Here is a 24,749-nt window from a genome sequence, read left to right on the forward strand (position 1 = left end):
CGCTAAACGCTTCGCGCAAGCGCAAAGCACTACCGCTTCTGCGCACGGCTGGCCGGCGCTGCCGCCGGGTGATCCGCCGCGGCCGCCGCCGCGCTCTGCTCCGGCGTGAAGGGTTCGAGCTTGACGGTCAGCTTGTCGATCGTGCCGGTGAACTTGAACGGCGTGTCGTAGCGATACTCGATGAGCGCCAGCGGGGTGCGCGTGTCCATGCCGACATCGAAGGTTTCGTCCTCCGGGAACGTGATCGGAGTCGTGTGTTCCATGGAATTCCTGGCCACTTCCTTGCCGTCCACGGAGAGCACGCCGGTTCCGCCCTTGGCCAGTCCGGGACCATCCGACTTGAAGTCGAAGACGATGGTGTGCTTGCCGGCAGTCAGCTCGGGCCCTTCCCAGGTCGTGCGTTTGAGGTCGAGGAGGTTGTAGAGGAACACCACCTTGCCCCGCCCGATTCCCAGCTCACCCTTGCTCAGAAACAGGCCGTAACCGCCAAAACGCCCGCCCTGAGTGACGATCATGCCTTCTCCGCCACCCTCGGGAATCGTGACCTCAGCGGTGATCGTGTAGGATTTGTTCAGAATGCTCGGCGCAGTGCTGGCCGGCACGCTGGACAAGGTTCCCGAATAAGTGAATTCCGTCCTTCCTGCCTTCAGGCTAGGACGCGGCGTATTCCAGCGCGCGAGCGTCGTGTTGTCCAGCGGCAGCACGTTGTACTTTGCCGCCTGCACGTAGAAGATGTTCTGCATCTGCTTGAGCTTCTCCGGCATCTTAGCCGCCAGGTCGTTGTTCTGCGTCGGATCCTCCATGACGTTGTACAGCTCCCACCTGTACCCCGTTATCACATCCGGTGGTTTCGCGCTGCTCAGCTCCCACGGGCGTGTGGCCGGCGTTGTGGCCGCTACCCAGCCATCATGATAGATGGCGCGGTTGCCGAGCATCTCGAAGTATTGTGTGGCGTGTCGGGTCGGCGCATTGGCGTTTGCCTTGTCCCAGGTGTAGGCCATGCTCGTGCCTTCGATCGGCAACTGCTTGATGCCGTTGATCGTGTCTGGCGCCGGAATTCCGGTCGCTTCGAGAATGGTCGGAACGATATCGATCACATGGTGAAACTGCCGACGGACGCCGCCCGCGTCACTGATGTGGCCGGGCCATGAAATGGCCATCCCCTGTGCCGTTCCGCCGAAGTGCGACGGCACCTGTTTCATCCACTTGAACGGCGTGCCGAAAGCCCAGGCCCAGCCTGCCGAATAGTGCGGAAAGGTTCGCTCGGAACCCCAGAACTCGTACCAGAGGAACTGGTCCTTGATGGGCACCTCGATGCCATTGAAGGTGGTGAATTCGTTCGGCGTGCCGTTGACCATGCCTTCGGCACTGGCGCCGTTGTCGCCACTGATGTAGATGATCAGGGTGTTGTCGAGTTCGCCCATGTCCTCGACGGCCTGGATGACGCGGCCGATCTCATGATCGGTATACGCCTGGTACGCACCATAGACATCCGCCTGCTTGATGAAGAGTTTCTTCTGCTCGAAATCAAGCGTGTCCCACTTTGGCAGCTTGGCGCCGCCATAGATATCCTGCCCGTCCGGCCATGGGGTCAATTGCGCGTTTTCGGGCATTATGCGGAGCCGCTTCTGGTTGGCGAAGATGGTGTCGCGCAGCTTTTCCCAGCCGTCGTCGAACAAATGCATGGCGCTGATCTTGTCGATCCATTCCTTCGTCGGGTGGTGTGGTGCGTGCGTGCCACCGGGCACGTAGTAGACGAAGAACGGCTTTTTGGGCGCCAGCTCCTTGAGCTGCTTCATGTACTGGATCGCCTCGTCGGCCATCGCTGTCGTCAGGTTCCAGCCCGGATTGCCCTCGAAGGGGTAAATCGGAGTGGTATTGCGGAACAGGTTCGGCTCCCACTGGCTGGCGTCGCCACCGACGAAGCCGAAGAAGTATTCGAAGCCCATGCCGTTTGGCCATTGCTCGAAGGGACCGGCCTGGCTGTTGGCGAAGAACGGCGTGTTGTGGTCCTTGCCGAACCATGAAGTGGCGTAGCCGTTGTCCTTCAGGATGGTGCCGATGGTGCCCTTCTCGATCGGGATGATCGAGTCGTAGCCGGGATACCCGGTGGCGATCTCACCGACCACGCCGAAGCCCACCGAGTGGTGGTTGCGCCCGGTAATGATCGCTGCCCGCGTCGGCGAACACAGCGAAGTGGAGTGGAAGTTCGTGTAGCGCAGGCCGCTCTTGGCGATGCGGTCCAGTGCCGGGGTAGGGATGACACCGCCAAAGGTCGATGGCGCACCGAAACCGTCATCGTCGGTCATGATCAGCAGGACGTTTGGCGCGCCCTTTGGCGGCACGACGCGCGGCGGCCACCACGGCGTCGAGTCCGAGGCCTTCTCCTTGATCACCCCGCCGAACTTCGGATCGGGGGGCGGAAGCTGCTTGCCGCTGAGGGTGGTGGTGGCGCTCGGCGACCCGAGCACGCCGGTGAGCTGCTGTGCGCCTGCCCGGCCGACGATCGAGACCAGCGCGAAGACCAAGCACAGCAGCTTGCCAATGACGCGGCTCGTGGGCATGGCGTTCTCCTGAGTGTGAATAGGTGAATAGGCTGTCGATTATGCCAGTAATCGCTGCCCTGATGTCGTGAAACGTTCGCGCCTGGCCAACGACGGTACGGGTTCTTTTCGTGTCGGGAATTTAGCGGCGCCGGCGCATGACAATAGGGTTCTTGGCGATCGGCTTCGCGTAAGCAGCGAGTCGTCGGCCATGCAGCGCGTGCCGTTCTTGCGGCTTGCTGGCGCGTCGGTCCGCGCCGCTTCGCGGAGACCGCGCCGTACCAGCCGCGGGCCAGTCTTGCTATAGTTCAGCCTGCGCACCGCCAGCGGGTCAGCTTTCACCTTCCCGGCCGGCGGCTTTTGTTTTTCCTGCCGCCGAAAGCTTCCCGATGAGTACCACCGCCAGCGATTCCTCCAACGACAGCGCCTTTCCGCCCGAGATCCTGCGCGACGTCGCCAGGCGGCGCACCTTCGCGATCATTTCGCACCCGGACGCCGGCAAGACGACGCTGACCGAGAAGCTACTGCTGTTCGGCGGCGCGATCCAGCTCGCCGGCACCGTCAAGGGACGCAAGAGCGCTCGCCATGCGACCTCGGACTGGATGGAAGTCGAGAAGCAGCGCGGCATCTCGGTGACCAGCTCGGTGATGCAGTTCGACTACCTGGGACACACCATCAACCTCCTCGACACGCCGGGGCACGAGGATTTTTCGGAAGACACCTACCGCGTGCTGACCGCTGTCGATGCCGCGGTGATGGTCATCGACGCCGCCAAGGGTGTCGAGACGCAGACCATCAAGCTGCTCAATGTCTGCCGGATGCGCAACACGCCAATCATCACCTTCGTCAACAAGCTCGATCGGGAGGTGCGCGAACCCTTCGAGCTGCTCGAGGAGATCGAGTCGGTGCTCGGCATCGAATGCGCGCCGATCACCTGGCCGATCGGCATGGGCAAGACTTTTCGTGGCGTCTACCACCTGCTCGACGATCGGCTATTGCACTTTGCCGCCGGCCAGGAGCGCCGCAGCGAGTCCGAGCGCCTGGAGGGACTCGACAACCCGCTGCTGGCCGCGCAGTTTCCCGGCGAGATCGACAAGCTGCGCGAGGACGTCGACCTGATTCAGAGCGCCAGCAGTCCTTTCGACCTGGTTGGCTTTCTCGCCGGACACCAGTCACCGGTTTTCTTCGGTTCGGCGATCAACAACTTCGGCGTCCAGGAAATACTGCAGGCCTTGCTCGACTGGGCGCCGTCACCGCAGGAACGCGACGGCGGCACGCGCATGATTCAACCCGGCGAGAAGCCGTTCACCGGTTTCGTGTTCAAGATCCAGGCCAATATGGACCCCAAGCATCGCGACCGGATCGCCTTTTTCCGCGTCTGCTCGGGCCGCTACAGCCCGGGAATGAAGGTCAAGCACGTGCGCCTCGATCGCGAGATCAAGCTGGCCAACGTCCTAACCTTCATGGCCAACGAGCGCCTGCTGATGGAAGATGCGGTCGCTGGCGACATCATCGGCATCCATAACCACGGCAATCTGCACATCGGCGACTGCCTGAGCGAGGGCGAAACGCTGGTCTTCAAGGGGATTCCCTACTTTTCGCCCGAGCTGTTCCGCGTCGCGCGCCTGCGCGACCCGCTGAAGAGCAAGCAGTTGCAGAAGGGCCTGCAGGAGCTCGGCGAAGAAGGCGCGATCCAGGTTTTCGAGAACCTCGGTAGCGGCGCGCTGCTGCTTGGTGCCGTCGGCACGCTGCAGTTCGAAGTCGTCGCGCAGCGCCTGCAGACCGAGTACAAGGTCGACGCGATTTTCGAATCGGCCGACATCTACACGGCGCGCTGGCTGACTTTCCCCGACGACAGCACGCGCCGCAACTTCGAGCGCGAGCAGTTGCACCGCATGGCCAGGGACGTCGACGGCAATCCGGTCTATCTCGCCAGCACGCGCTACAACCTCGAGGTGACCAGCGAGAAGTGGCCGCGGGTCGGCTTCCACGACTCGCGCGAACACGGGCAGCTGCTGGTCTGAGCGACCCCGCCCGCCCCTCACCGCCACGACGGAGCCACTGATGAGCCAGGTTTTCGATAGCCCGCAACTGCTGAGCTTGCTTGAAGCGCGCATCCTCGGCGTCCTGATCGAGAAGGAAAAAACGACGCCGGACGCGTATCCGCTGACCTTGAACAGTCTGAGTTCGGGCTGCAACCAGAAGTCAGCGCGCGAGCCGGTCATCAGCGTCGCCGATGCGGAGGTGCAGGCGGCACTGGAGGAACTGCGCGCGCGCGTTCTGGTGCTCGAAACCTACGGCGCTTCCGGCCGCGTGCTGCGTTACGCCCAGAATTTCGCCAAGGTTTACGCCGTGCCGACGGCCGGCGTCGCGCTGCTGGCGACGCTGATGTTGCGCGGTCCGCAAACGGTCAGCGAGTTGCGCGCCAACAGCGAACGCCTCTATCACTTCGAGGACTCGTCTTCGGTCGAGGCCTACCTGGAAGAGCTCGCCGCGCGCAACGGCGGTGCACTGGTCAGCAAGCTGCCCAGGCAAGCCGGCGCGCGCGAACAACGCTGGGCACACCTGCTGTGCGGTGAGCCGGCGCTGCCAGCGGCCAGCGAGGCGGCTACTCGCGGCAGCACCAGCGCTCAAGCCGAGCTGGCCGAGAGGGTGTCGCGACTCGAGGACGAGGTCGCCGAGCTGCGACTGGCGCTCAAGACGCTCGTCGATGCGTCGGCTCAAACGCCGGCCGCTAGCTGAAGCCGCGCGCCGCCGCGTCAGGCCTCGTCGGCGACGGCCTGGGCGAGAAATTCGATTTTCTTCTGCAGATCGCTATCGAGATCGGGGTAAGTTAGCGCGATCGTCCGGAACTCGTCCTGGATTTCGACGAAGGCGTCGACCATGTCCGGGTCGAAGTGGCGGCCACGACCGTCGATAATGATCTGCGCGGCCTGTTCGTGCGGCATCTGCTCTTTGTAAACGCGGCGGCTGATTAGCGCGTCGTAGACGTCGGCGATGGCCATCAGGCGCGCCGATACCGGAATGCTGTCGCCGGTCAGTGATTCGGGATAGCCGCTGCCGTCCCATTTTTCCTGGTGATAGAGCGCGATTTCCTTGGCAATCGTCAGAAACTCGGCGCGCCCGCCCAGCCAGTCTTCGGCGAGCTGAATGGCGTCCCTGCCGAGCAGTGTGTGATTTTTCATGATCGCCAGCTCGTGCGGCTCATAGCGGCCGGGCTTCAGGAGAATCCGGTCGGGTATGCCGACCTTGCCAATATCGTGCAGCGGCGCCGACCTGAACAGCAGCCTGATTTTGTCGTCGGTGAGAAAGGTGGAGAAACGCGGGTGCGGCCGCAACTTCTCGGCCAATGCCTTGACGTAGCGCTGCGTACGCAGCAGGTGCTTGCCGGTTTCCGAATCGCGCGCCTCGGCCAACGAGGCCATCGCCAGAATCGTCACCTCCTGCAGCGCCTCGAGTTCGCTGGTCCGTCTGGCGACCTCGGCGACAAGCAAGGCATTCTGGTTGCGGAGCTGGTCGATACTGGCCTTCAACGACAGCTGCGTGGCCACCCGCGCCAGCAGGATCGCCGGGCTGATCGGCTTTCCGACGTAGTCGACGGCGCCCAGCGCGAGGCCCCTCTGCTCGTCCTCCGGCGATGACCTGGCGGTAAGAAAAATGACCGGAATGGTGCGCGTCTTCGGCTCGTCCTGCAGGCGCCGACAAACTTCGTAGCCGTCGATGTCCGGCATCAGCACGTCGAGCAGGATCAGATCGGGCGGCGCCGCTGAGGCGGCGATCCGCAGGCACTCTTCGCCGTTCCCGGCCAGCGCCACGCGATAGCTCTTGCCGAGGAGCGCTACCAGCAGCGAACGATTGTCAGGCTCGTCGTCGACCACCAGGATGATGGCCTTCTCCTGGCGGTCAAAAGCGTCCATATCCATTACCTATCTTCTCCAATCTGCAATCGCGATGCCAGCGCCGACGGCACACCGCGCGACTCGCACACAGCCGAAAGCTTGCCACAGACTCGCCGCTCGCGCACCTGCGTGCGGCGTGTGCCTTGCGCGTTGCCGCTTGCAAAGCAGCGTCGTTCGATTCGATTTGCAGGCCAACGACCAGGCAGCGGCCGTACAAAAGCGCACGGCAGTCTGTCGGTTGTCTTTCTTTCAGTTACCTATACTGAGCGAATGCCGGCCGGCCGAAGAAACTTCGGCGATGTACGGAGGCCAATCAGGAGATTCTTTTCTCACAGTCAGCAGCGGCGAGCACTTTTCGACGGCCATTGGCAAAGCGCTTCCCGGCATCGCTTGAAAGGAGACGAGCATGTACAAGTCACTAATCGTTGTCATCACCCTGTTGCTGGCCAGCGGCCACGCAGGCGCGCAAATGGCCGCTGATGGCCGCGTCGGCAGCGGCAGCAAGGCTCACGAATGGAACGTGCCGACCCCCGAGAAGCTCAAGGCTCTAACCCTACCCGGAGACGTCGAGGCGGGGCGGCAGGACTACCAGGCTTACTGCCAGGCCTGCCACCTGCCAAACGCCGCTGGCAATCCCGACGGCAGCATTCCGCGCCTGGCTGGCCAGCACACGACAGTGATCATCAAACAGCTGGCCGACATTCGCTCCGGCTTACGCGCCAACCCGACGATGTATCCCTTTGCTGGCAAGCTCGCCGATGCACAAGCCCTGGCGGACGTCGCGGCGTATCTCGGCACGCTCTGTGTCCCCCGCGATTCGGCGCAGTACCAGGGCCCCGATGCGGCCAGGCTGATCGCTTACGGCAAGGTCCTGTACGACAAGCAATGCGTTCAATGTCATCAGCCGAACGGCGACGGCGTCAAGGAAAAGCTCTACCCGCTGATCGCCGGTCAGCATTACCAGTACCTGCTGCGCCAGATGCTTGAAATCCGCAATGGCCAGCGCGGCAACAGCCATCCGGACATGATCCGGGCGATCGCCGGTTACAACGACGCGCAGCTGCTCGCCATCGCCGCGTATCAGGCAACCTTGAGCACGCAGGCCCGGAGTTGGGCGAGCACGCCGCGCTTCTGCGAGGCATCGTGAGCTGGCACAAAGCGCCGTCGCCACAGTCGGGGGTGGCTGCGGCGGCGGCTTACCAGCCGCCGAGCAACGCCTTTTCGGCCCAGAACAGGCCGGTGATCGTTTTTGCGTCGGTGACCTCGCCACTGCGCACGGCCGCCAGCGCTTCCGCCAGGGACAGGCTGAGGACGTCCAGGAACTCGCCGCTGTCGAGATTGGGTTCGGCTTCGCGGCGCAGGCCTCGCGCCAGAAAGATCTCGATCCGCTCGTCGGAGTAACCGACGCAGGGGTGCATCACTCCCAGGTAGCGCCAGTCGGCGGCCTGGTGACCGGTCTCTTCCAGCAACTCGCGCTTGCCGGTGACGAGAATTTCCTCGCCAGCGTCGATCTTGCCCGCCGGTAGCTCGAGAATCGTGCGACGCAGCGGGTAGCGATGCTGACGAACGAACAGCAGGCGGCCATCGTCGAGCTGCGCGATGACCACCACCGCGCCCTGATGCTTGACGTACTCACGCCAGCAACTGCCGCCGTCGGGCAGGCGCACCCGGTCGAGACGAACGTCGAGCAGCTTGCCGCGAAAGACCTGCGTGCTCTCGATCTCTTCCTCGCGCAGGTGGGGATAATCATCTTCCATGCCGAACCTTCCAATGAAAACGCCCCGCCAGGCGGGGCGCTTCGGTCAACACGCGGTCAGAGCGAGCGCAGTAGCGCGAAAGCACACAGTGACATCAAGGCCTGCGGAAAGATCCCGAGCAAGGCGACCGCCAGGCCGTTGGCGGACATCAGGACCTTCATGTCCATCGGCGCATGGATCGGCGTGGTATTGATCGGCTCGTCAAAGTACATGATCTTGACCACCCGCAGGTAGTAGAAGCAGCCGATCAGCGAAAAGAGGACGGCGACGATCGCCAGCCACAGGTAGCCGGCAGCAACCACCGCCTGCAACACCGAGAATTTGGCGAAGAAACCGACGAAGAACGGCACGCCGGCCATCGAAAACATCATCATCATCATTACCGCGGCAAACCACGGGCTGCGCTTGTTGAGCCCCTTGAAGTCTTCGAGCTCGTCGGACTCGAGACCGCCACGTGCCAGCAGCAGGATCATGCCAAAAGTGCCGGCACTGCTCAGCACGTAGGTGATGACGTAAAACATCGACGAGCTGTAGGCGTTGAGCGCAAAGCGAGCGTCGCCATCGACGACGCCGGTGACCAGGCCAAGCAGCATAAAGCCCATGTGCGAGATTGCCGAATACGCCAGCATGCGCTTCAGGTTGGTCTGGGCAATCGCGGCGATGTTGCCGACGGCCATCGACAGGACGGCCAGCAGGATCAGCATCGTCTGCCAGTCATGCGCCATGACGATCAAGCCGTTGACCAGCATGCGGATGACGATGGCGAAGGCGGCGAGCTTTGGTGCGGTGGCGATAAGCAAGGTAACGGCCGTCGGCGCGCCGTGGTAGACGTCCGGAATCCACATGTGGAAGGGAACGACGCCGAGCTTGAAGGCGATCCCCGAAACCAGGAACACCAGGCCGAAGACCAGAATCGTCTGGTTGGCCTGACCCGAGTACAGGCGTCCGGCAACTTCGGTGATCTCCAGCGTACCGGTGGCGCCGTAGATCATCGACATGCCGTACAGCAGCAGACCGGAAGCCAGCGAGCCGAGCACGAAATACTTCATCGCCGCCTCGGTCGCCGGCACCGAATCGCGATTCATCGCCACCAACGCGTAGAGCGACAGCGACAGTAGTTCAAGGCCGACGTAGATCGTCAGGAAATGGTTCGCCGAAATCATCACCATCATGCCGAGCGTGGCGAAGAGAACCAGAACGTAATACTCACCTCTGGCCATCTGCTCACGCTCGAGGATGTAGCCGCGCGAATAGAAGAGGACGATGATTACCGTCAGATAGACCAGCAGCTTGAGCACGTCGCCCATCAGATCGGCGACGTACATGTTGCTGAAGGTGTAAGCAATTTCTCCGGAGCCGGTGGCGAAGGTGACCACCGCGGCGCCGACGAGAGTCAGTTGCGTGGCGACGAAGATCACCGTCCGCCGCTGGTCTTTCACGAAGAGATCGATGATCAGGATCGTGCAAGCCATCAGCAACATGAAGATCTCCGCACTCGCGAGGCGGAGGTCAGGAATCTGAAACTGCATTTCGGCAAGAGTCATAGCGGCTACCAATTATTGGATCTTGCTCAGAGCGACGTGACGCAGAAGCTCGTTGACCGAGCTGTGCATGACTTCAGTAAAGGGCTGCGGATAGAGGCCCATCCCCAGTGCGCCAACGGCAAACAACACGAAAATGAGAAATTCCCGGCCGTTGATGTCGGTCAGCTCGGCGACGTGGTGATTGGCTACCGGACCAAAAACGACGCGCTTGTACATCCACAGGGTATAGGCGGCACCAACGATCATCGTCGAAGCAGCGGCGAAGGCGACCCAGAAGTTGTGGTCGACGGCAGCAAGGATGACCATGAACTCGCCGACGAAGCCGGATGTCGCCGGCAGACCGGCATTGGCCATGGCGAAAAGCATGAAGAACGCGGCGAACTTGGGCATGGTGTTCACCACGCCGCCGTAGTCGGCAATCTGCCGCGAGTGTGCGCGGTCGTACATCACGCCGATCGAGAAGAACATCGCGCCGGAGACGAAGCCGTGCGAAATCATCTGCACCAGCGCACCTTCGATTCCGAGCGCGCTGAACATGAAGAAACCGAGGGTGACAAAGCCCATGTGGGCGATCGATGAGTACGCCACCAGCTTTTTCATGTCGGCCTGCACCAGCGCGACGAAGCCGATGTAGATGATGGCAATCAGCGACAGCGAGATCAGCAACCACGACAGTTCATGGGAAGCATCGGGCGCGATCGGTAGCGAGAAGCGCAGAAAGCCATAGGCGCCGAGCTTCAGGGCGATCGCCGCCAGGACGATCGAACCACCGGTCGGTGCTTCGACGTGCGCGTCTGGCAACCAGGTATGGACCGGCCACATCGGCACCTTGACCGCAAAAGCTACCAGGAAGGCCAGGAACAGCCAGGTTTGCTCGGTCATCCCCAGCGGCGTCTGGTGCCAGTCGAGGATCGAGAAGCTGCCTCCCGACTGCACGAACAGGTAGAGCAGCGCGAGCAGGAACAGCAGCGAACCCATCAGCGTAAAGAGGAAGAACTTGAACGCCGCGTAAACCCGGTTGGCGCCACCCCAGATGCCGATGATCAGGTACAGCGGGATCAACGACGACTCGAAGAAGACGTAGAACAGGACACCGTCGAGCGCCGAGAAAATGCCGTTCAGCAAGCCCGACATGATCAGGAAACCGGCGTTGTACTGCGCCACCCGGCTGCCGATGACCTGCCAGCCCGCAAGGATCACGGTGATCGTGATAAAGCTGTTGAGCAGCACAAAGGGCATCGAAATGCCGTCGACACCGAGGTGGTAATTAACGTTGAAGCGCGGAATCCAGCTGTGCAGCTCAACGAACTGCATCGCCGGGGTATGCACATCGAATCCCGTGTACAGGGGAATGGCGACCAGCAGTCCGGCAACGGCGCCGCTCAGGGCGAGCATCCGGGCGAGTGGTGCATTGCGATCGGAGCCGGTCGCCAGAACAACAAAACCGGCGAGGATCGGTACCCAGATGGCAAGAGAGAGAAGCGGCGTTCCTGACATATCGTTCCCAGTCTTTTTCTATCTCAAGCGCGCGTGACCCACAGGGTCATCAACACAAACACGCCGATAATCATCGTAAAAGCGTAGTGGTAAATGTGGCCGGTCTGGAACAGGCGCGCCAGGGCCGCGAACCAGGTCACCAGGCGTACCGAGCCGCCGACGATGAGGCCGTCGATCAAGCCAACGTCGCCACCCTTCCACAGACCTCTGCCGAGCAGCCGCGCGCCACCGGCAAAGACCACCTCGTTGAACTTGTCGAAGTAGTACTTGTTGTCGAGCAGCGTGTACAGCGGTGCAAAACGCGTCTTGATTGCCTCCGGGATGTCCGGACGTTTCATGTACAGGAACCAGGACGAAGCGACGCCGAGCGCGGCCAGCCAGAACACCGCCGTGGTAACGGCGTGCGTGGCCATCGCCAAAGCGCCGTGAAAATGGTGCGCAAGCTCTTCCATCACCGGATGCGCTTCGGAATCGACGAAAATTGCGCCCTTGAAGTAGCCACCGAAGAGCATTGGCTCGATCGCCATGTAACCGATGACCACCGACGGAATGGCCAGCATGATCAGCGGCAAAGTGACCGTCCAGGGGGTTTCATGTGGCTTCTGCCCGGGCGCAAGCCCGTGGTGTTCCTCGCCGTGCGCGTCATCGCCGTGCGCGTCATCGCCGTGGTGCGCGTCGGCGTCGCCATGCGCCGCCGCTTTGGTAGGCGCCGGATGATGGTCATGCGCCGCCGCCTTGCCAAAGCGCTCCTCGCCATGAAACACCAGGAAGTACATCCGGAACGAATAGAAAGCCGTGACAAACACGCTGGCCATGACCGAAAAGTAGGCAAATCCGGAGCCTGGGATGTGCGAAAGCGCTACGGCCTCGATGATCGAATCCTTGGAGTAGAAGCCCGAGAAGAACGGCGTGCCGATCAGCGCCAGAGAACCGATCAGCGAAGTGATCCAGGTAATTGGCATGTACTTGCGTAGGCCACCCATGTTGCGAATGTCCTGGTCGTGATGCATGCCGATGATCACCGAGCCGGCGGCCAGGAACAGCAAGGCTTTGAAGAAGGCGTGTGTCATCAGGTGAAAAATTGCCACCGAATACGCCGAAGCACCGAGGGCAACGGTCATGTAGCCGAGCTGCGACAGTGTCGAATAAGCGACGACGCGCTTGATGTCATTCTGGATGACACCCAGGAAGCCCATGAACAGTGCTGTGATCGCGCCGATGATAATGACGAAGGACAGCGCGGTATCGGACAACTCGAACAGCGGTGACATGCGCGCGACCATGAAGATGCCGGCGGTAACCATCGTCGCCGCATGGATCAGCGCCGAAATCGGCGTCGGACCTTCCATCGAGTCCGGCAACCAGACGTGCAGTGGCACCTGCGCCGACTTGCCCATCGCACCAATGAACAACAGGATGCAGATCGCCGACATCAAGGCCACCGAGCTGCCGGCGCCGAACAGCGGGATGGTCGTTGCCGCCAAGGTCGGCGCCTTGGCGAAGACGGCCGCGTAGTCGAGCGTGCCGAAGTGGCTGAGGACCAGGCCGATGCCGAGGATGAAGCCGAAGTCACCGACGCGGTTGACCAGGAAGGCTTTCATGTTGGCGAAGATCGCCGTCGGCCGGGTATACCAAAAACCGATCAGCAGGTACGAAACCAGGCCGACAGCCTCCCAGCCGAAGAACAGCTGCATGAAGTTGTTGCTCATCACGAGCATCAGCATGGCAAAGGTGAACAGCGAGATGTAGCTGAAGAAACGGTTGTAGCCCGGATCGTCCTGCATATAGCCGATGGTGTAGATATGGACCATCAGCGACACGAAGGTGACCACCAGCATCATCGTCACCGTCAACTGGTCGATCAGGAAGCCAACCTCGAAATGGTAGTCGCCAGACGTCAGCCAGCGGTACACCGAGCCATTGAAGGTGTTGCCCGCCTGCACGTCCTGGAAAATCAGATACGAAGCGACGAAGGCGATCGCCACGCCGGCGATCGCTGCCGTGTGCGCCAGCCAGCGCGGAATCACGCGACAGAACAGACCGGCAATGATGGCCCCGAAAAGCGGCGCCAGCGGAACCAGCAGGTAGAGCTTTTGCATTTCCATGTTCAACCCTTCAGGCTGTCCAGATCATCCACGTGGATGGTCTTCAGGTTGCGGAACAGCACCACCAGAATCGCCAACCCGATCGCTGCTTCGGCGGCGGCGACAGTCAGGATGAAGAAGACAAAGACCTGCCCGGCGAGATCCTGCATGTAATGGGAAAAAGCGATGAAGTTCATGTTCACCGCCAGCAGCATCAACTCGATCGACATCAATATGATGATCAGGTTTTTGCGGTTGAGGAAGATACCGACGACGCTGATCGCGAAGAGGATCGCGCTCAGGATCAAAAAATGGGACAGTGTAAGCAAGATGCCTCCCTGATTCCTTCTGCATGGAGTGGCGAGATTCTCGCCACTCTACTTATTCTTGGTCTGCTGTTGCCGACCGGCCTGGCCAGTCAATCAAACACAGTCAGTCACGCTTCTCGGCCGGCATCTGCAGGACAGTGACGCGATCCCTGGCCTTGACGAAGACCTGCTGCGAGGGGCTGACCGCCTTGTTCTTGCGTTTGCCGCGCTGGGTCAGCGCGACGGCGGCGACGATGCCGACGAGCAGGACGACCGATGCCAGCTCGAAGGGGTAGACGTACTCGGTAAAGATCAGGCGCCCGATCGCTTGCACATTGCTCGCGTCGGCCGCCGCCTGCGGCACATGGCTCTCGAGCAGGCCGAGGTAGTTGCCGCCGAGGACCAGCCCCATTTCGGCAACCATCAGCAGGGCAATGATCGAACCCAGCGGCAAGTAGTCCCAGAAACCCTCGCGCAAACGGTCGAGATTGATGTCGAGCAGCATCACCACAAAAAGGAACAGGACCATCACCGCGCCGACGTAGATCAGGATCAGCGCGATCGCCAGGAATTCGGCTTGCAGCAACATCCAGACGCCGCTTGCCGAAAAGAAGGCGAGGACCAGGAACAGCGCGGCGTGCACGGGATTGCGCGAGGTGATCACCCGCAAGCCGGCGAACACCATGATCGCTGCGAAAAAGTAGAAAACGAAGGTCTTGAATTCCATCGCGTGGCCTGTTATCGGTATTTCGAGTCAAGTTCGCGGTCTGCCGCGATCTGCTCTTCGTAGCGGTCACCATTGGCCAACAGCATCGGCTTGGTATAGTAGAGATCGCCGCGCGTTTCACCGTGGTACTCGAAAATTCGCGTTTCGACGATGGCGTCGACCGGGCACGCCTCTTCGCAGAAACCGCAGAAAATGCACTTGGTCAGATCGATGTCGTAACGCGTGGTGCGCCGCGAACCGTCGTCGCGCTGATCGGATTCGATGATAATCGCCATCGCCGGGCAGACCGCTTCGCACAACTTGCAGGCAATGCAACGCTCTTCACCGTTCGGGTAGCGGCGCAGCGCGTGCAGACCGCGGAAGCGGAAGCTTTGCGGGGTCTTCTCTTCCGGATACTGAACGGTGATCTTGCGCGCGAACATGTAGCGGCCGGTGACCGACATGCCCTTGAACAACTCCCTGAGCAGGAGGCTGTTGAAAATTTCCTTCATTGAACCCATGACTAGCCTCTCACTTCCAGATGCTCAATGGCGACATCATCCAGCAGCCGACGACGACCAGCCAGATCAGGCACAGCGGGATGAATACTTTCCAACCCAGGCGCATGATCTGGTCGTAGCGATAGCGCGGAAAGGTGGCGCGAATCCAGAGGAAGAAGAACAGCACGGCGGCGATCTTCATGAACAGCCACAGCAGGCCATCGGGCAAAAAGCCAACCGGCGACAACCAACCGCCCAGGAAGAGCAGCGCGGTCAGCGTCGAAACCAGAATCATGTTGGCGTATTCGGCCAGGAAGAAGACCGCAAAAGCCATCCCCGAATACTCGCAGTGGAAACCGACGATTTCGGATTCACCTTCGGCCATGTCGAATGGCGCGCGGTTGGTTTCGGCAACGATCGACACCAGATAGACGACGAACATCGGCAGCAGTGGCAACCAGTTCCACGACAGGAAACCGAGGCCCTTGTCGGCGAAGAAGCCTCGCCCCTGGCCGCCAACGATATCGCCGAGGTTGAGGCTGTTGGAGACCATCAGCACGACTACCAGCGCCAGACCCATCGATATTTCGTAGGAGATCATCTGCGCCGCCGAGCGCATGCCGCCGAGTAGGGCATATTTCGAGTTCGACGCCCAACCGGCAAGGATGATCCCATAGACGCCGATCGAGCCGATCGACATGATGTACAGCAGGCTGGCATTGACGTTCGCCAGCACCAGCGTGTCGTTGAAGGGAACCACCGCCCACGCCGCGAGGGCCGGTGCAAAGGCGAACATCGGCGCGATCAGGAAGACGCTCTTGTCGGCGCCGGTGGGGACCACCACCTCTTTCAGGAAGAGCTTCAGGCCATCGGCAATCGGCTGAATCAGCCCCCAGGGACCGACCCGGTTGGGGCCGATTCGGACCTGCATCCAGCCGATGACCTTGCGTTCCCAGAAGGTCAGATAGGCGACGGCGAGCAGCAGCGGCGCGATGATCAGAATGATCTTGAGCAGCGCCCAGACCAGCGGGAAGACCGACCCGAAAAGACCCTGCAACAGTCCCTGCAGCGCATCGACCATCATGCACGCTCCACGTTGATCGCACCAAACATGTCGCCCAGCGCGGCTGTCGAAAGATGGGCTGCGGCCACCCGCACACAGCCGGGTGGTACGGTTTCATCAGCCCGGGCGGGCAGCAGCGCCTCGCCTTCCCCCTGCCGAACGCGGACCGGCGCGCCGTCACTGACGGCAAGCTTGGCCATTGTCGCGGCGCTCATGCGCGCGCTCGGCGCCGCCGCATCGTGCGTCTTCTGGAGTGCCGCGGCACGCCGGACGAGCAGATCGGCAGCATAGATCGGCACGTCGGCGACGCGCTGCAGACCGGCAGGCGCTGCGGACGGCGACCAGGGTCCGGCGCTGACGCCATTATCGAGCCCGGAGACGAAGCCTTCACCAGCAGCGATCACTTCATCGCGCACCTGCTCACTCGAATCCTGCTCGAAGCCGGGCAGCGCCAGCAGATTGCCGAGGACGCGCAGAACCTTCCAGCCGGGACGCGCATCGCCGAGCGGGCGAACGACACCATTGAAGCTCTGCACCCGACCTTCGGCGTTGACCAGGGTACCCGAGGTCTCGGTGAACGGCGTGATCGGCAGCAAGACGTCGGCGTAGTCGACTGCGCCACCGTCGCTGAACGGCGTCAGCATGACCACCAGAGCGGCCGCCTTGAGCGCCGCCAGTGCCTGCTGCGGATTGTGGCAATCGAGTTCGGGTTCGACGCCGAGCAAGACGTAAGCCTGGCGCGGCTGGGCGAACATTTCGTAGGCATTGAGGGCGCCGGGCAGCGCCTTGGCGACGTAGCCGCCGACGCTGTTGGCCGCTTCGCCGATGAAGCCGCAGGTCGCGCCGGTGAGCTTCGCCAGCTCTGCGGCCAGCGCGTGCAGCTGGCCGGCTTGCGGATGCTGTTCGGCGGCATTGCCGAGAAAGATCGCGCTCTGCTCGCCATCGAGCAGGCTGCGGGCAATGGCCTGGCTGCTGGCGCAAGGCTCGACGGCCTCGAACCCCGCCGGCGGCGGCTCATTCTTCAGTTGCGCAGCGGCCTTGACGACGGCCGCCAAAGCCAGCGGCAGTTCAGCCGGGCTGACCGCCACCTGCGCGTGCAGATTGATCAGCGGGTCGTCGCCGCCGAGCGATAGCAGGCTGACCTTGCCCCACTGCTTGCCAAGCTGGCGCAGGCGTTGAGCGAACAGTGGGTGGTCCTTGCGCAGGAAGCTGCCGATTACCAGCGCGGCGTCCAGATCCTTGATCTCCGAGAAGCGGCGGCCCAGCCACGGCGTGCCGACACGCTTGCCATCGGTCGAGAAATCACGGCGCCGCAGCCGAAAGTCAACGCTGCCGGAACCCAGGCCGCGCGTCAGTTTCTGCAGCAGGTGGAGCTCTTCCAGAGTCGCGTGCGGCGACGCCAGCGCGGCCAGCGATTCGCCGCCCTTGCCGCCGGTGATGTCCTTGAGCGCGTGCGTCACATAATCGAGGGCGACGTTCCACGCCACTTCGCGGAGCGCGCCGTCGACGCGGATCATCGGCCGGGTCAGCCGCGCCGGCGAATTCAGCGCCTCGTACGAAAAGCGATCCTTGTCCGAAATCCAGCACTCATTGACGTCTTCGTTCTCGCGCGGCAGCACCCGCATCACGACATTGTTCTTGATCTGGACGGTCAGGTTGGCGCCGACGCTGTCGTGTGGGCTGACCGACTTGCGCCGCGACAACTCCCAGCTGCGCGCCGAATAGCGGAAGGGCTTGGAGGTCAGCGCGCCGACCGGGCAGAGGTCGATCATGTTGCCCGAAAGCTCGGAATCGATCGAGCGCCCGACAAAGGTCATGATCTCGGCGTGCATGGTGCGGTTGGCCATGCCCAGTTCCATGACCCCGGCAATTTCCTGACCGAAGCGAACGCAACGCGTGCAGTGAATGCAACGCGCCATTTCCTGCATCGAGATCAGCGGGCCGACGTCCTTGTGGAAAACGACACGTTTGCCTTCCTGGAAGCGCGAAGAGCTGCCGCCGTAGCCCACCGCCAGGTCCTGCAGCTGACACTCGCCGCCCTGGTCGCAGATCGGGCAATCGAGCGGATGGTTGATCAGCAGAAACTCCATCACGCCCTTCTGGGCCTTGATCGCCAATTCGGAATGCGTGAACACCTTCATGCCGTTGGTCACCGGTGTCGCACAGGCGGGCAGTGGCTTCGGGGCCTTCTCGACCTGCACCAGACACATCCGGCAGTTGGCGGCAATCGAGAGTTTCTTGTGATAGCAGAAATGCGGGATATAGGCACCGAGCTGCTGCGCAGCGTCCATGATGGTACTGCCGTCAGGCACCTGCGCAATCTTGCCGTCGATTTCGATTTCCATCGTCTCGTACCCTAAACCCTTGCCGTGAAGAAGCCGCTACCGGCGCGCTGGACATCAACGGGCACGAGGCACTTCTTGTGTTCAATGTGGTACGCGAACTCGTCGTGAAAATGCTTGATGAAGCTCTGTACCGGCATGGACGCGGCGTCGCCGAGCGCGCAGATGGTGCGACCCATGATGTTGGTGGTGACGCAGGCCAGCAACTCGAGGTCGTCGGCGCGCCCCTGCCCGTTCTCGATCCGGTGCACCACCTGGTACAGCCAACCGGTACCTTCACGGCAGGGCGTGCACTGGCCGCAAGATTCTTCGTAGTAGAAGAAGGAAAGACGCTCGAGCGCCCTGACCATGCACGTCGTCTCGTCCATGACGATGACCGCGCCCGAGCCGAGCATCGAGCCCGCCTTGCTGATCGAATCGTAGTCCATGGTGCACGCCATCATCGCCTCGGCGGGCACCACCGGCGCGGAAGAGCCGCCTGGAATGCACGCCTTCAGCTGCCGACCGCCGCGCATGCCGCCGGCCATCTCGAGCAGCGTGGCGAAGGGCGTGCCGAGCGGGATTTCGTAGTTACCCGGCCGCTCGACGTGCCCCGAAATCGAGAACAGCTTGGTGCCGCCGTTGTTGGCCTTGCCGGCTTCGAGATAAGTCTCGCCGCCGAGATTGATGATGTAGGGAATCGAAGCGAAGGTTTCGGTGTTGTTGATCGTCGTCGGCTTGCCGTAGAGACCGAAGGACGCCGGGAATGGCGGCTTGAAGCGCGGCTGCCCCTTCTTGCCTTCGATCGATTCGAGCAGCGCCGTCTCTTCGCCGCAGATATAGGCACCGTAGCCGTGGTGGGCAAAGAGCTCAAAGTTGAAACCCGACCCGAGCAGGTCGCTGCCGAGAAAGCCGGCCGCCCGCGCCTCGTCGAGCGCCTCCTCGAAGCGCTCGTAGATCTCCCAGACTTCGCCGTGAATGTAGTTGTAACCGCAGGCAGCACCCATCGCATAGGCAGCAATGGCCATCCCCTCGATCACCGAGTGCGGGTTGTAGCGCAGGATGTCGCGGTCCTTGAACGTGCCGGGCTCGCCCTCGTCCGAATTGCACACCACGTACTTGTCACCAGGGAAGGAGCGCGGCATGAAACTCCACTTGAGGCCGGTCGGAAAGCCGGCGCCACCGCGGCCACGCAAGACCGACTTCTTGACCTCGTTGATCACGGACCCCTGCGGCTGCTTCTCTTCGAGAATCCGGCGCAGTGCCGAGTAGCCGCCACGTTTGACGTAATCAGCCAGGCGCCAGGCCTTGTCGCCGTCCAGACCGAGGCTCAGCATCGGATTGATTGCACCGAGAATCGCCATTACTTGAGCTCCGCCAGCAGTTGGTCGATTTGCTCGGGTTGCATCCAGCTGCACATCCGACGGTTGTTGACGATCATCACCGGCGCGTCGCCGCAAGCGCCCATGCACTCGCCTTCCTTGAGCGTGATCAGGCCGTCGGGGGTGGTTTCGTTGTAGCCGATGCCGAGCTTCTTCTTGAGGTATTCGCCGGCGTCTACGCCACCGCTGAGCATGCACGGCAGGTTGGTACACACCGACAGCTTGTACTTGCCAAGCGGCTTCAGGTTGTACATGTTGTAGAAGCTGGCCACCTCGTAGGCTGCCACCGGCGCCATGCCCAGGTAGTTGGCGACGCTCTCGATGGCTTCGCTGGACAGCCAACCCTGCTCGTCCTGAGCGATCGCCAGAGCGGCCATAATAGCCGAGCGCTTTTGGTCGACCGGATACTTGGCGATTTCGCGGTCAATTTTCTTGAGGGATTCTGGAGTCAGCATCAACGGTCAATCTCGCCAAAAACAACGTCCTGCGAACCAATGATGGTCACTACGTCGGCCAGCATGTGGCCGCGGGCCATCTCATCCATCGCCGACAGGTGCACGTAACCCGGCGCGCGTATCTTCAGGCGGTAGGGCTTGTTGGCCCCGTCGGAAATCACGTAGATGCCGAACTCGCCCTTCGGGTGTTCAACGCCCGCATAGACCTCGCCCTCGGGAACGTGCATCCCTTCGGTGCACAATTTGAAGTGGTGAATCAGCTCTTCCATGTTCGACTTCATGGCTTCGCGATTCGGTGGAGCAACCTTGTGGTTGTCGGACATCACCGGGCCCGGGTTTAGCCGCAGCCAGTCGATGCACTGTTTGAGGATCCGGTTTGCCTGGCGCATTTCTTCCATCCGCACCAGGTAGCGATCGTACGAGTCGCCGGTCTTGCCGATCGGGATATCGAAGTCGACGCGGTCATAGACCTCGTACGGCTGCTTCTTGCGGAGGTCCCAGGCGATGCCCGAACCACGCAGCATCGGCCCGGTAAAACCGCGCTGCAGCGCCCGCTCGGGGCTAACGATGCCGACATCGACCAGCCGCTGTTTCCAGATGCGGTTGTCGGTGAGCAGCGTTTCGTACTCGTCGAGCAACTTCGGAAAACGGCTGGAAAAGTCGTCGAGGAAGTCGAGCAAGGAGCCACTGCGCGCGTCATTGAACGGCTTGATCTGCGCCGCGCTCTTCCACTTCGACTCCTTGTACTGCGACATGCGGTCGGGCAGATCGCGATAGACGCCACCCGGCCGGTAGTAGGCCGCGTGCATGCGCGCCCCGGAAACGGCTTCGTAGGCGTCGACCAGATCCTCGCGCTCGCGAAAGGCATAGAGCACCATGGTCATTGCGCCGACGTCGAGACCGTGACAGCCAATCCACAGTAGGTGATTCAGAATGCGGGTGATTTCGTCGAACATCACGCGAATGTACTGCGCGCGGATCGGCACCTCGATCTGCAGCAGCCGCTCGATCGCCATGCAGTAGGCGTGTTCGTTGCACATCATCGACATGTAGTCGAGACGATCCATGTACGGCACCGACTGAATCCAGGTCTTGCTCTCGGCGAGTTTTTCTGTCGCCCGATGCAGCAAACCGATGTGTGGGTCGGCACGCATCACGACTTCGCCGTCGAGTTCGAGCACCATTCGCAGCACGCCGTGAGCGGCTGGGTGCTGCGGTCCGAAGTTCAGGGTGAAGTTACGGAGTTCAGGCATGGTCTACGTCCCCGTAGGTCGCTTCGCGAACGATCCGCGGCGTGACCTCACGCGGCTCGATGGTCACTGGTTGGTAGATCACCCGCTGCTGCTCCGGGTCATAGCGCATCTCGACGTAGCCGGAAACGGGGAAATCCTTGCGGAAGGGATGGCCGATAAAGCCATAGTCGGTGAGAATCCTGCGCAAATCGTCGTGCCCGGGGAAAACGATACCGATCAGATCGAAGGCCTCGCGCTCGAACCAATTGACGCAGTTCCACACCGAGGTCACCGACGGCAACGAAGGGAAGTCGTCGTCGGGCGCGAAGCAGCGCACGCGCACGCGCCAGTTCTTGCTAATCGACAGCAAATGGCTGACGGCGGCAAAACGAGGACCGCTGCGCGGCACGTTGGCGTAAGTCGAATAGTCGACGCCGCACAGATCAATCAACTCTTCGAAAGCCAGTTCCGGCGCGTCGCGCAGGGTCTGCATCACCGACAGATACTCGGCCGCATCGACTTCGATGGTCACTTCACCGAACGCCACCTTCAGGGACTGAAGTCGATCACCGAGACACTCGTTCAGATTCTGGCAAAGCGCTTCCAGCTTGGCGGACATGGCTCACTCTCGGGTTGGTTGTGTTCAGCGGGCGATGGTACTGGTACGGCGAATCTTGTTCTGCAACTGAATCAGGCCGTAGATCAGCGCCTCGGCGGTCGGCGGGCAGCCCGGAACATAGATATCGACCGGAACGATCCGATCACAGCCGCGCACCACCGAGTACGAGTAATGGTAATAACCACCACCGTTGGCGCAGGAGCCCATCGATACCACCCAGCGCGGCTCGGCCATCTGGTCGTAGACCTTGCGCATCGCCGGCGCCATCTTGTTGGTCAGCGTGCCGGCGACGACCATCACGTCGGACTGGCGCGGACTCGGGCGGAAGACGATCCCGAAGCGATCCAGGTCGTAGCGCGAGCAGCCGGCATGGATCATCTCGATGGCACAACACGCGAGGCCGAAACTCATCGGCCACATCGAGCCCGTACGCACGTAGTTGATCAGATTGTCGGCTGTCGTGGTGACAAAACCTTCCTGCAGAATGCCGTCAATACCCATCGCTCACTCCCAGTCCAGTGCGCCCTTGGCCCAGGCATACACGTAGCCGACGACCAGGATGGCGATGAAAACCAGCATCTCGATGAAACCGAACCACTTCACCGAATCGGTGGCGACGATCTCTTTGAAAATCGTCGCCCACGGCAGCAGAAAGGCGACCTCGAGATCAAACAGGATGAAGATGATGGCGATCAGGTAGTAGCGCACATCGAACTTCATGCGCGCATCTTCGAATGCCTCGAAACCACACTCGTAAGGGGAGAGCTTTTCGCTATCGGGACGATGCGGCGCAACCATCAGACCCATCATGACCGGCATCACCCCGAAAGCGATGCCAATCAGGATAAAGACAAATACCGGGAAATAGCTTTCCAGCATGATCCGCCCCACAAGCGCTTCAATTCAGACTACAGCCACCGGTTACTGGCGGCCATTCCTGGTGCCGACGATGAGACTCGAACTCACACGACCGAAGTCACTACCCCCTCAAGATAGCGTGTATACCAATTTCACCACGTCGGCATTACCACGGGCAGCAGGCGAATCAATCGAGGAATAAAGCACTTCTCGCCGCTGCTTGCAAAACGATTACCGGGGAATATCCTTTGCTTTCGAATTGGCATCCGCCGGGATTTTGCTCTGCTCAACATCACCCAAGGGAGATGCTGGAACAGGGGCGGATTTTACCGCATCCCGCATCACACTGCCAGTCGTTTTTGGCGCCTGCGATGCCAGATAGGCGAGCGACAGACTGGTCACAAAGAACACCGTAGCCAGCACCGCAGTCGCCCGACTGAGGAAATTTGCGGCCCCCGTGGCACCGAACAAACTGCCGGAAGCGCCACTGCCGAAGGCCGCACCCATGTCGGCGCCCTTGCCGTGCTGAACCAGGACGAGACCGATCACGCTGACCGCCGCCAGGATGTGCACCGTCAAAACCACAGAAAAAAGATATTCCATATAACCTCTTAGTCGACCCGGCAAATGGCAGACCCACTGCCCGCAACACGGCCACGGCACCCTGGCTCACCGGCCCAGGCCGACGACGCGGCCGCGACAGCCAAACCCCCCGCAGCGCTCCAGACTCCAGCAGCACCGGCACGAATGCCGCCGCGACGCGCCATCGGCGCGGCCAACGAACGCCAAAACAACGCCACAGCCAAGCCCCGGGCAGCCAGCCCAACGAGACTTTGTCGTGCCGATCAGCGCAACGCCAACGCCAACGCCAGTAAAACTTTGGTAGTATAGCGAGTTAGCGTGGCGCCGGTCAATTGACGATCGGCCCATGCAGAGATCGCTGACCTTGGCTCTGACCGCCAGTCGGGCAGCGCGGACAAACGCTGAAGAAGGTGCGCCGGCAAGCACCATCCGACCGCCACTTGCCGCCATGCCATCGCCCACTCGGCAGCGCGACCAGAGCGTGCCCTCGCGACACGGCCGCCGCGGGCACCAGACCGCGGCACGACTGGAAAGCACGAAACCCTGACCGATGTGCCCCCATTCAACTTGCGACGCGAACAAGCGCGCAGCGGCGCGACGATCTGCCGCTGCTGGCCGCCCGGCGACCCGATCTGATGGCGCGTGACTCGATAGAAATCAGCGAGACGGCCGGCGTACGCTATCTCCACTTCTCCTCGGCCTGGGTGCAGGGAGCGATGCGCGTCCAGCGCCCGCACGCGCTCGAACTCGCCTACACCCGAGAAATGATGGCCGGACTGCTGCTCCGCGAAGCGCCATGGCCACGCCAGGCGCTGCTGATCGGCCTCGGTGCGGGATCGCAGGCCAAATTCATCTACCAACAGTTGCCGGCCACGCGAATCACCGTCGTCGAGATCAATCCGCAAGTCGAGGTCGTCGCGCGACTGCATTTCAAACTGCCGGACGACCCACTTCGCCTGCGCGTGCAGATCGCCGACGGCGCCGCGTACATGCTCGGCGGTGACAGCCTCTATGACTATATCCTGGTCGACGGCTTCGACAAGAATGCCCGCGCCGGCATTCTCGATACCGAGCCTTTCTACCAGGCGTGCCGATCGCGCCTGAGCGACAGTGGCCTGCTGGCGGTCAACCTGCTCGGCCGCGAGCGCGGCTTTCAGGCCAGCGCCGAGCGCATCGAGACGGCTTTCGACGGGCGCGCGCTGATCTTCCCATCGTGCGACAGCGGCAATACGGTCGCCTTCGCGGCGGCCGGCGAGCCGATCGACCTCAGCTTCGACGAACTGATTACCCGGGCCAACGCGTGTCGCCGGGAAACGGGTCTCAATCTGTTGCCGACGATCGCCAGATTGCAGATCGCGCGTCGCCTCGCCGACGATCGCCTGCGCCTTTGAGTGGCCAT

At 61.7% G+C, this 24,749-nt stretch carries 22 protein-coding genes and 1 tRNA gene; 4 read left to right on the forward strand and 19 right to left on the reverse strand.

Translation table 11 applies throughout. The features are described from left to right. Positions 1-29 precede the first annotated feature (29 nt). Entirely contained in the window at positions 30-2,564 is a 2,535-nt protein-coding gene (locus QZ656_RS20770) for an arylsulfatase (RefSeq protein WP_291995165.1), read from the reverse strand. A 368-nt stretch (positions 2,565-2,932) separates the two neighbouring features. On the opposite strand from QZ656_RS20770, the gene QZ656_RS20775 reads away from it, so the two are divergent. Next, a complete protein-coding gene (locus QZ656_RS20775) occupies positions 2,933-4,567 on the forward strand; it encodes a peptide chain release factor 3 (RefSeq protein WP_291995166.1) in 1,635 nt (544 codons plus the stop codon). Positions 4,568-4,607: 40 nt separating this feature from the next. After that, positions 4,608-5,285: a YceH family protein gene (locus QZ656_RS20780; protein WP_291995167.1), complete on the forward strand. Its 678-nt coding sequence runs from the start codon at positions 4,608-4,610 to the stop codon at positions 5,283-5,285. A gap of 17 nt (positions 5,286-5,302) precedes the next feature. On the opposite strand, the gene QZ656_RS20785 is transcribed toward QZ656_RS20780, so the two are convergent. Next, positions 5,303-6,466 (reverse strand): two-component system response regulator, encoded by a 1,164-nt coding sequence (locus tag QZ656_RS20785; RefSeq protein WP_291995168.1) that lies wholly within the window; start codon positions 6,464-6,466, stop codon positions 5,303-5,305. Between the two features lie 382 nt (positions 6,467-6,848). Here QZ656_RS20785 and QZ656_RS20790 point away from each other — a divergent pair, with 382 nt between their 5' ends. Next, the gene (locus tag QZ656_RS20790) at positions 6,849-7,589 is read left to right on the forward strand and encodes a c-type cytochrome (RefSeq protein WP_291995169.1); all 741 of its coding nucleotides are present in this window, start codon (positions 6,849-6,851) and stop codon (positions 7,587-7,589) included. Positions 7,590-7,638: 49 nt separating this feature from the next. Here QZ656_RS20790 and QZ656_RS20795 read toward each other — a convergent pair whose 3' ends face one another. From QZ656_RS20795 to secG, 17 genes are all read right to left on the reverse strand, one after another. Continuing rightward, a complete protein-coding gene (locus QZ656_RS20795; protein ID WP_291995170.1) occupies positions 7,639-8,199 on the reverse strand; it encodes an NUDIX hydrolase in 561 nt (186 codons plus the stop codon). A 56-nt stretch (positions 8,200-8,255) separates the two neighbouring features. Further along, positions 8,256-9,728, reverse strand: a complete 1,473-nt coding sequence (nuoN, locus tag QZ656_RS20800) for an NADH-quinone oxidoreductase subunit NuoN (RefSeq protein ID WP_291995277.1) — start codon at positions 9,726-9,728, stop codon at positions 8,256-8,258. Between the two features lie 27 nt (positions 9,729-9,755). Beyond that, complete coding sequence (locus QZ656_RS20805; RefSeq protein WP_291995171.1) at positions 9,756-11,240, reverse strand: NADH-quinone oxidoreductase subunit M; 1,485 nt, start codon at positions 11,238-11,240, stop codon at positions 9,756-9,758. Positions 11,241-11,263: 23 nt separating this feature from the next. After that, complete coding sequence (gene nuoL, locus QZ656_RS20810; protein WP_291995172.1) at positions 11,264-13,345, reverse strand: NADH-quinone oxidoreductase subunit L; 2,082 nt, start codon at positions 13,343-13,345, stop codon at positions 11,264-11,266. Between the two features lie 2 nt (positions 13,346-13,347). After that, positions 13,348-13,653, reverse strand: coding sequence for an NADH-quinone oxidoreductase subunit NuoK (gene nuoK, locus QZ656_RS20815; RefSeq protein ID WP_291995173.1), 306 nt, complete (start codon positions 13,651-13,653; stop codon positions 13,348-13,350). A gap of 103 nt (positions 13,654-13,756) precedes the next feature. Continuing rightward, a complete protein-coding gene (locus tag QZ656_RS20820) occupies positions 13,757-14,359 on the reverse strand; it encodes an NADH-quinone oxidoreductase subunit J (protein ID WP_291995174.1) in 603 nt (200 codons plus the stop codon). 11 nt (positions 14,360-14,370) lie between these two features. Then, entirely contained in the window at positions 14,371-14,859 is a 489-nt protein-coding gene (gene nuoI, locus QZ656_RS20825; RefSeq protein ID WP_291995175.1) for an NADH-quinone oxidoreductase subunit NuoI, read from the reverse strand. A 10-nt stretch (positions 14,860-14,869) separates the two neighbouring features. Continuing rightward, positions 14,870-15,922, reverse strand: a complete 1,053-nt coding sequence (gene nuoH / locus QZ656_RS20830) for an NADH-quinone oxidoreductase subunit NuoH (protein ID WP_291995176.1) — start codon at positions 15,920-15,922, stop codon at positions 14,870-14,872. Next, on the reverse strand, positions 15,919-18,246 hold the full coding sequence (gene nuoG / locus QZ656_RS20835) for an NADH-quinone oxidoreductase subunit NuoG (RefSeq protein ID WP_291995177.1): 2,328 nt from the start codon (positions 18,244-18,246) through the stop codon (positions 15,919-15,921). The genes nuoH and nuoG overlap by 4 nt, the downstream gene beginning before the upstream one ends. Before the next feature lie 11 nt (positions 18,247-18,257). Continuing rightward, entirely contained in the window at positions 18,258-19,559 is a 1,302-nt protein-coding gene (gene nuoF / locus QZ656_RS20840; protein WP_291995278.1) for an NADH-quinone oxidoreductase subunit NuoF, read from the reverse strand. A gap of 26 nt (positions 19,560-19,585) precedes the next feature. Next, positions 19,586-20,059, reverse strand: a complete 474-nt coding sequence (gene nuoE / locus QZ656_RS20845; RefSeq protein WP_291995178.1) for an NADH-quinone oxidoreductase subunit NuoE — start codon at positions 20,057-20,059, stop codon at positions 19,586-19,588. Next, positions 20,059-21,312, reverse strand: a complete 1,254-nt coding sequence (locus QZ656_RS20850) for an NADH-quinone oxidoreductase subunit D (RefSeq protein ID WP_291995179.1) — start codon at positions 21,310-21,312, stop codon at positions 20,059-20,061. The genes nuoE and QZ656_RS20850 overlap by 1 nt, the downstream gene beginning before the upstream one ends. Then, positions 21,305-21,910: an NADH-quinone oxidoreductase subunit C gene (locus tag QZ656_RS20855; RefSeq protein WP_291995180.1), complete on the reverse strand. Its 606-nt coding sequence runs from the start codon at positions 21,908-21,910 to the stop codon at positions 21,305-21,307. The genes QZ656_RS20850 and QZ656_RS20855 overlap by 8 nt, the downstream gene beginning before the upstream one ends. Positions 21,911-21,934: 24 nt before the next feature. Next, positions 21,935-22,411 (reverse strand): NADH-quinone oxidoreductase subunit B, encoded by a 477-nt coding sequence (locus QZ656_RS20860; RefSeq protein WP_291995181.1) that lies wholly within the window; start codon positions 22,409-22,411, stop codon positions 21,935-21,937. Positions 22,412-22,414: 3 nt separating this feature from the next. Further along, the gene (ndhC, locus tag QZ656_RS20865; RefSeq protein WP_291995182.1) at positions 22,415-22,789 is read right to left on the reverse strand and encodes an NADH-quinone oxidoreductase subunit A; all 375 of its coding nucleotides are present in this window, start codon (positions 22,787-22,789) and stop codon (positions 22,415-22,417) included. Positions 22,790-22,848: 59 nt separating this feature from the next. After that, positions 22,849-22,933 (reverse strand) — tRNA-Leu (locus QZ656_RS20870). A gap of 66 nt (positions 22,934-22,999) precedes the next feature. Continuing rightward, on the reverse strand, positions 23,000-23,371 hold the full coding sequence (gene secG, locus QZ656_RS20875; protein ID WP_291995183.1) for a preprotein translocase subunit SecG: 372 nt from the start codon (positions 23,369-23,371) through the stop codon (positions 23,000-23,002). Between the two features lie 614 nt (positions 23,372-23,985). Here secG and QZ656_RS20880 point away from each other — a divergent pair. Beyond that, positions 23,986-24,741 carry a fused MFS/spermidine synthase gene (locus QZ656_RS20880; RefSeq protein WP_291995184.1) on the forward strand — a complete coding sequence of 252 codons (756 nt, stop codon included), beginning with the start codon at positions 23,986-23,988 and terminating at the stop codon, positions 24,739-24,741. The last annotated feature ends 8 nt before the right edge of the window (positions 24,742-24,749 follow it).

This window comes from Candidatus Accumulibacter sp. ACC003 (assembly GCF_907163085.1).
Classification (GTDB): Bacteria; Pseudomonadota; Gammaproteobacteria; order Burkholderiales; family Rhodocyclaceae; genus Accumulibacter.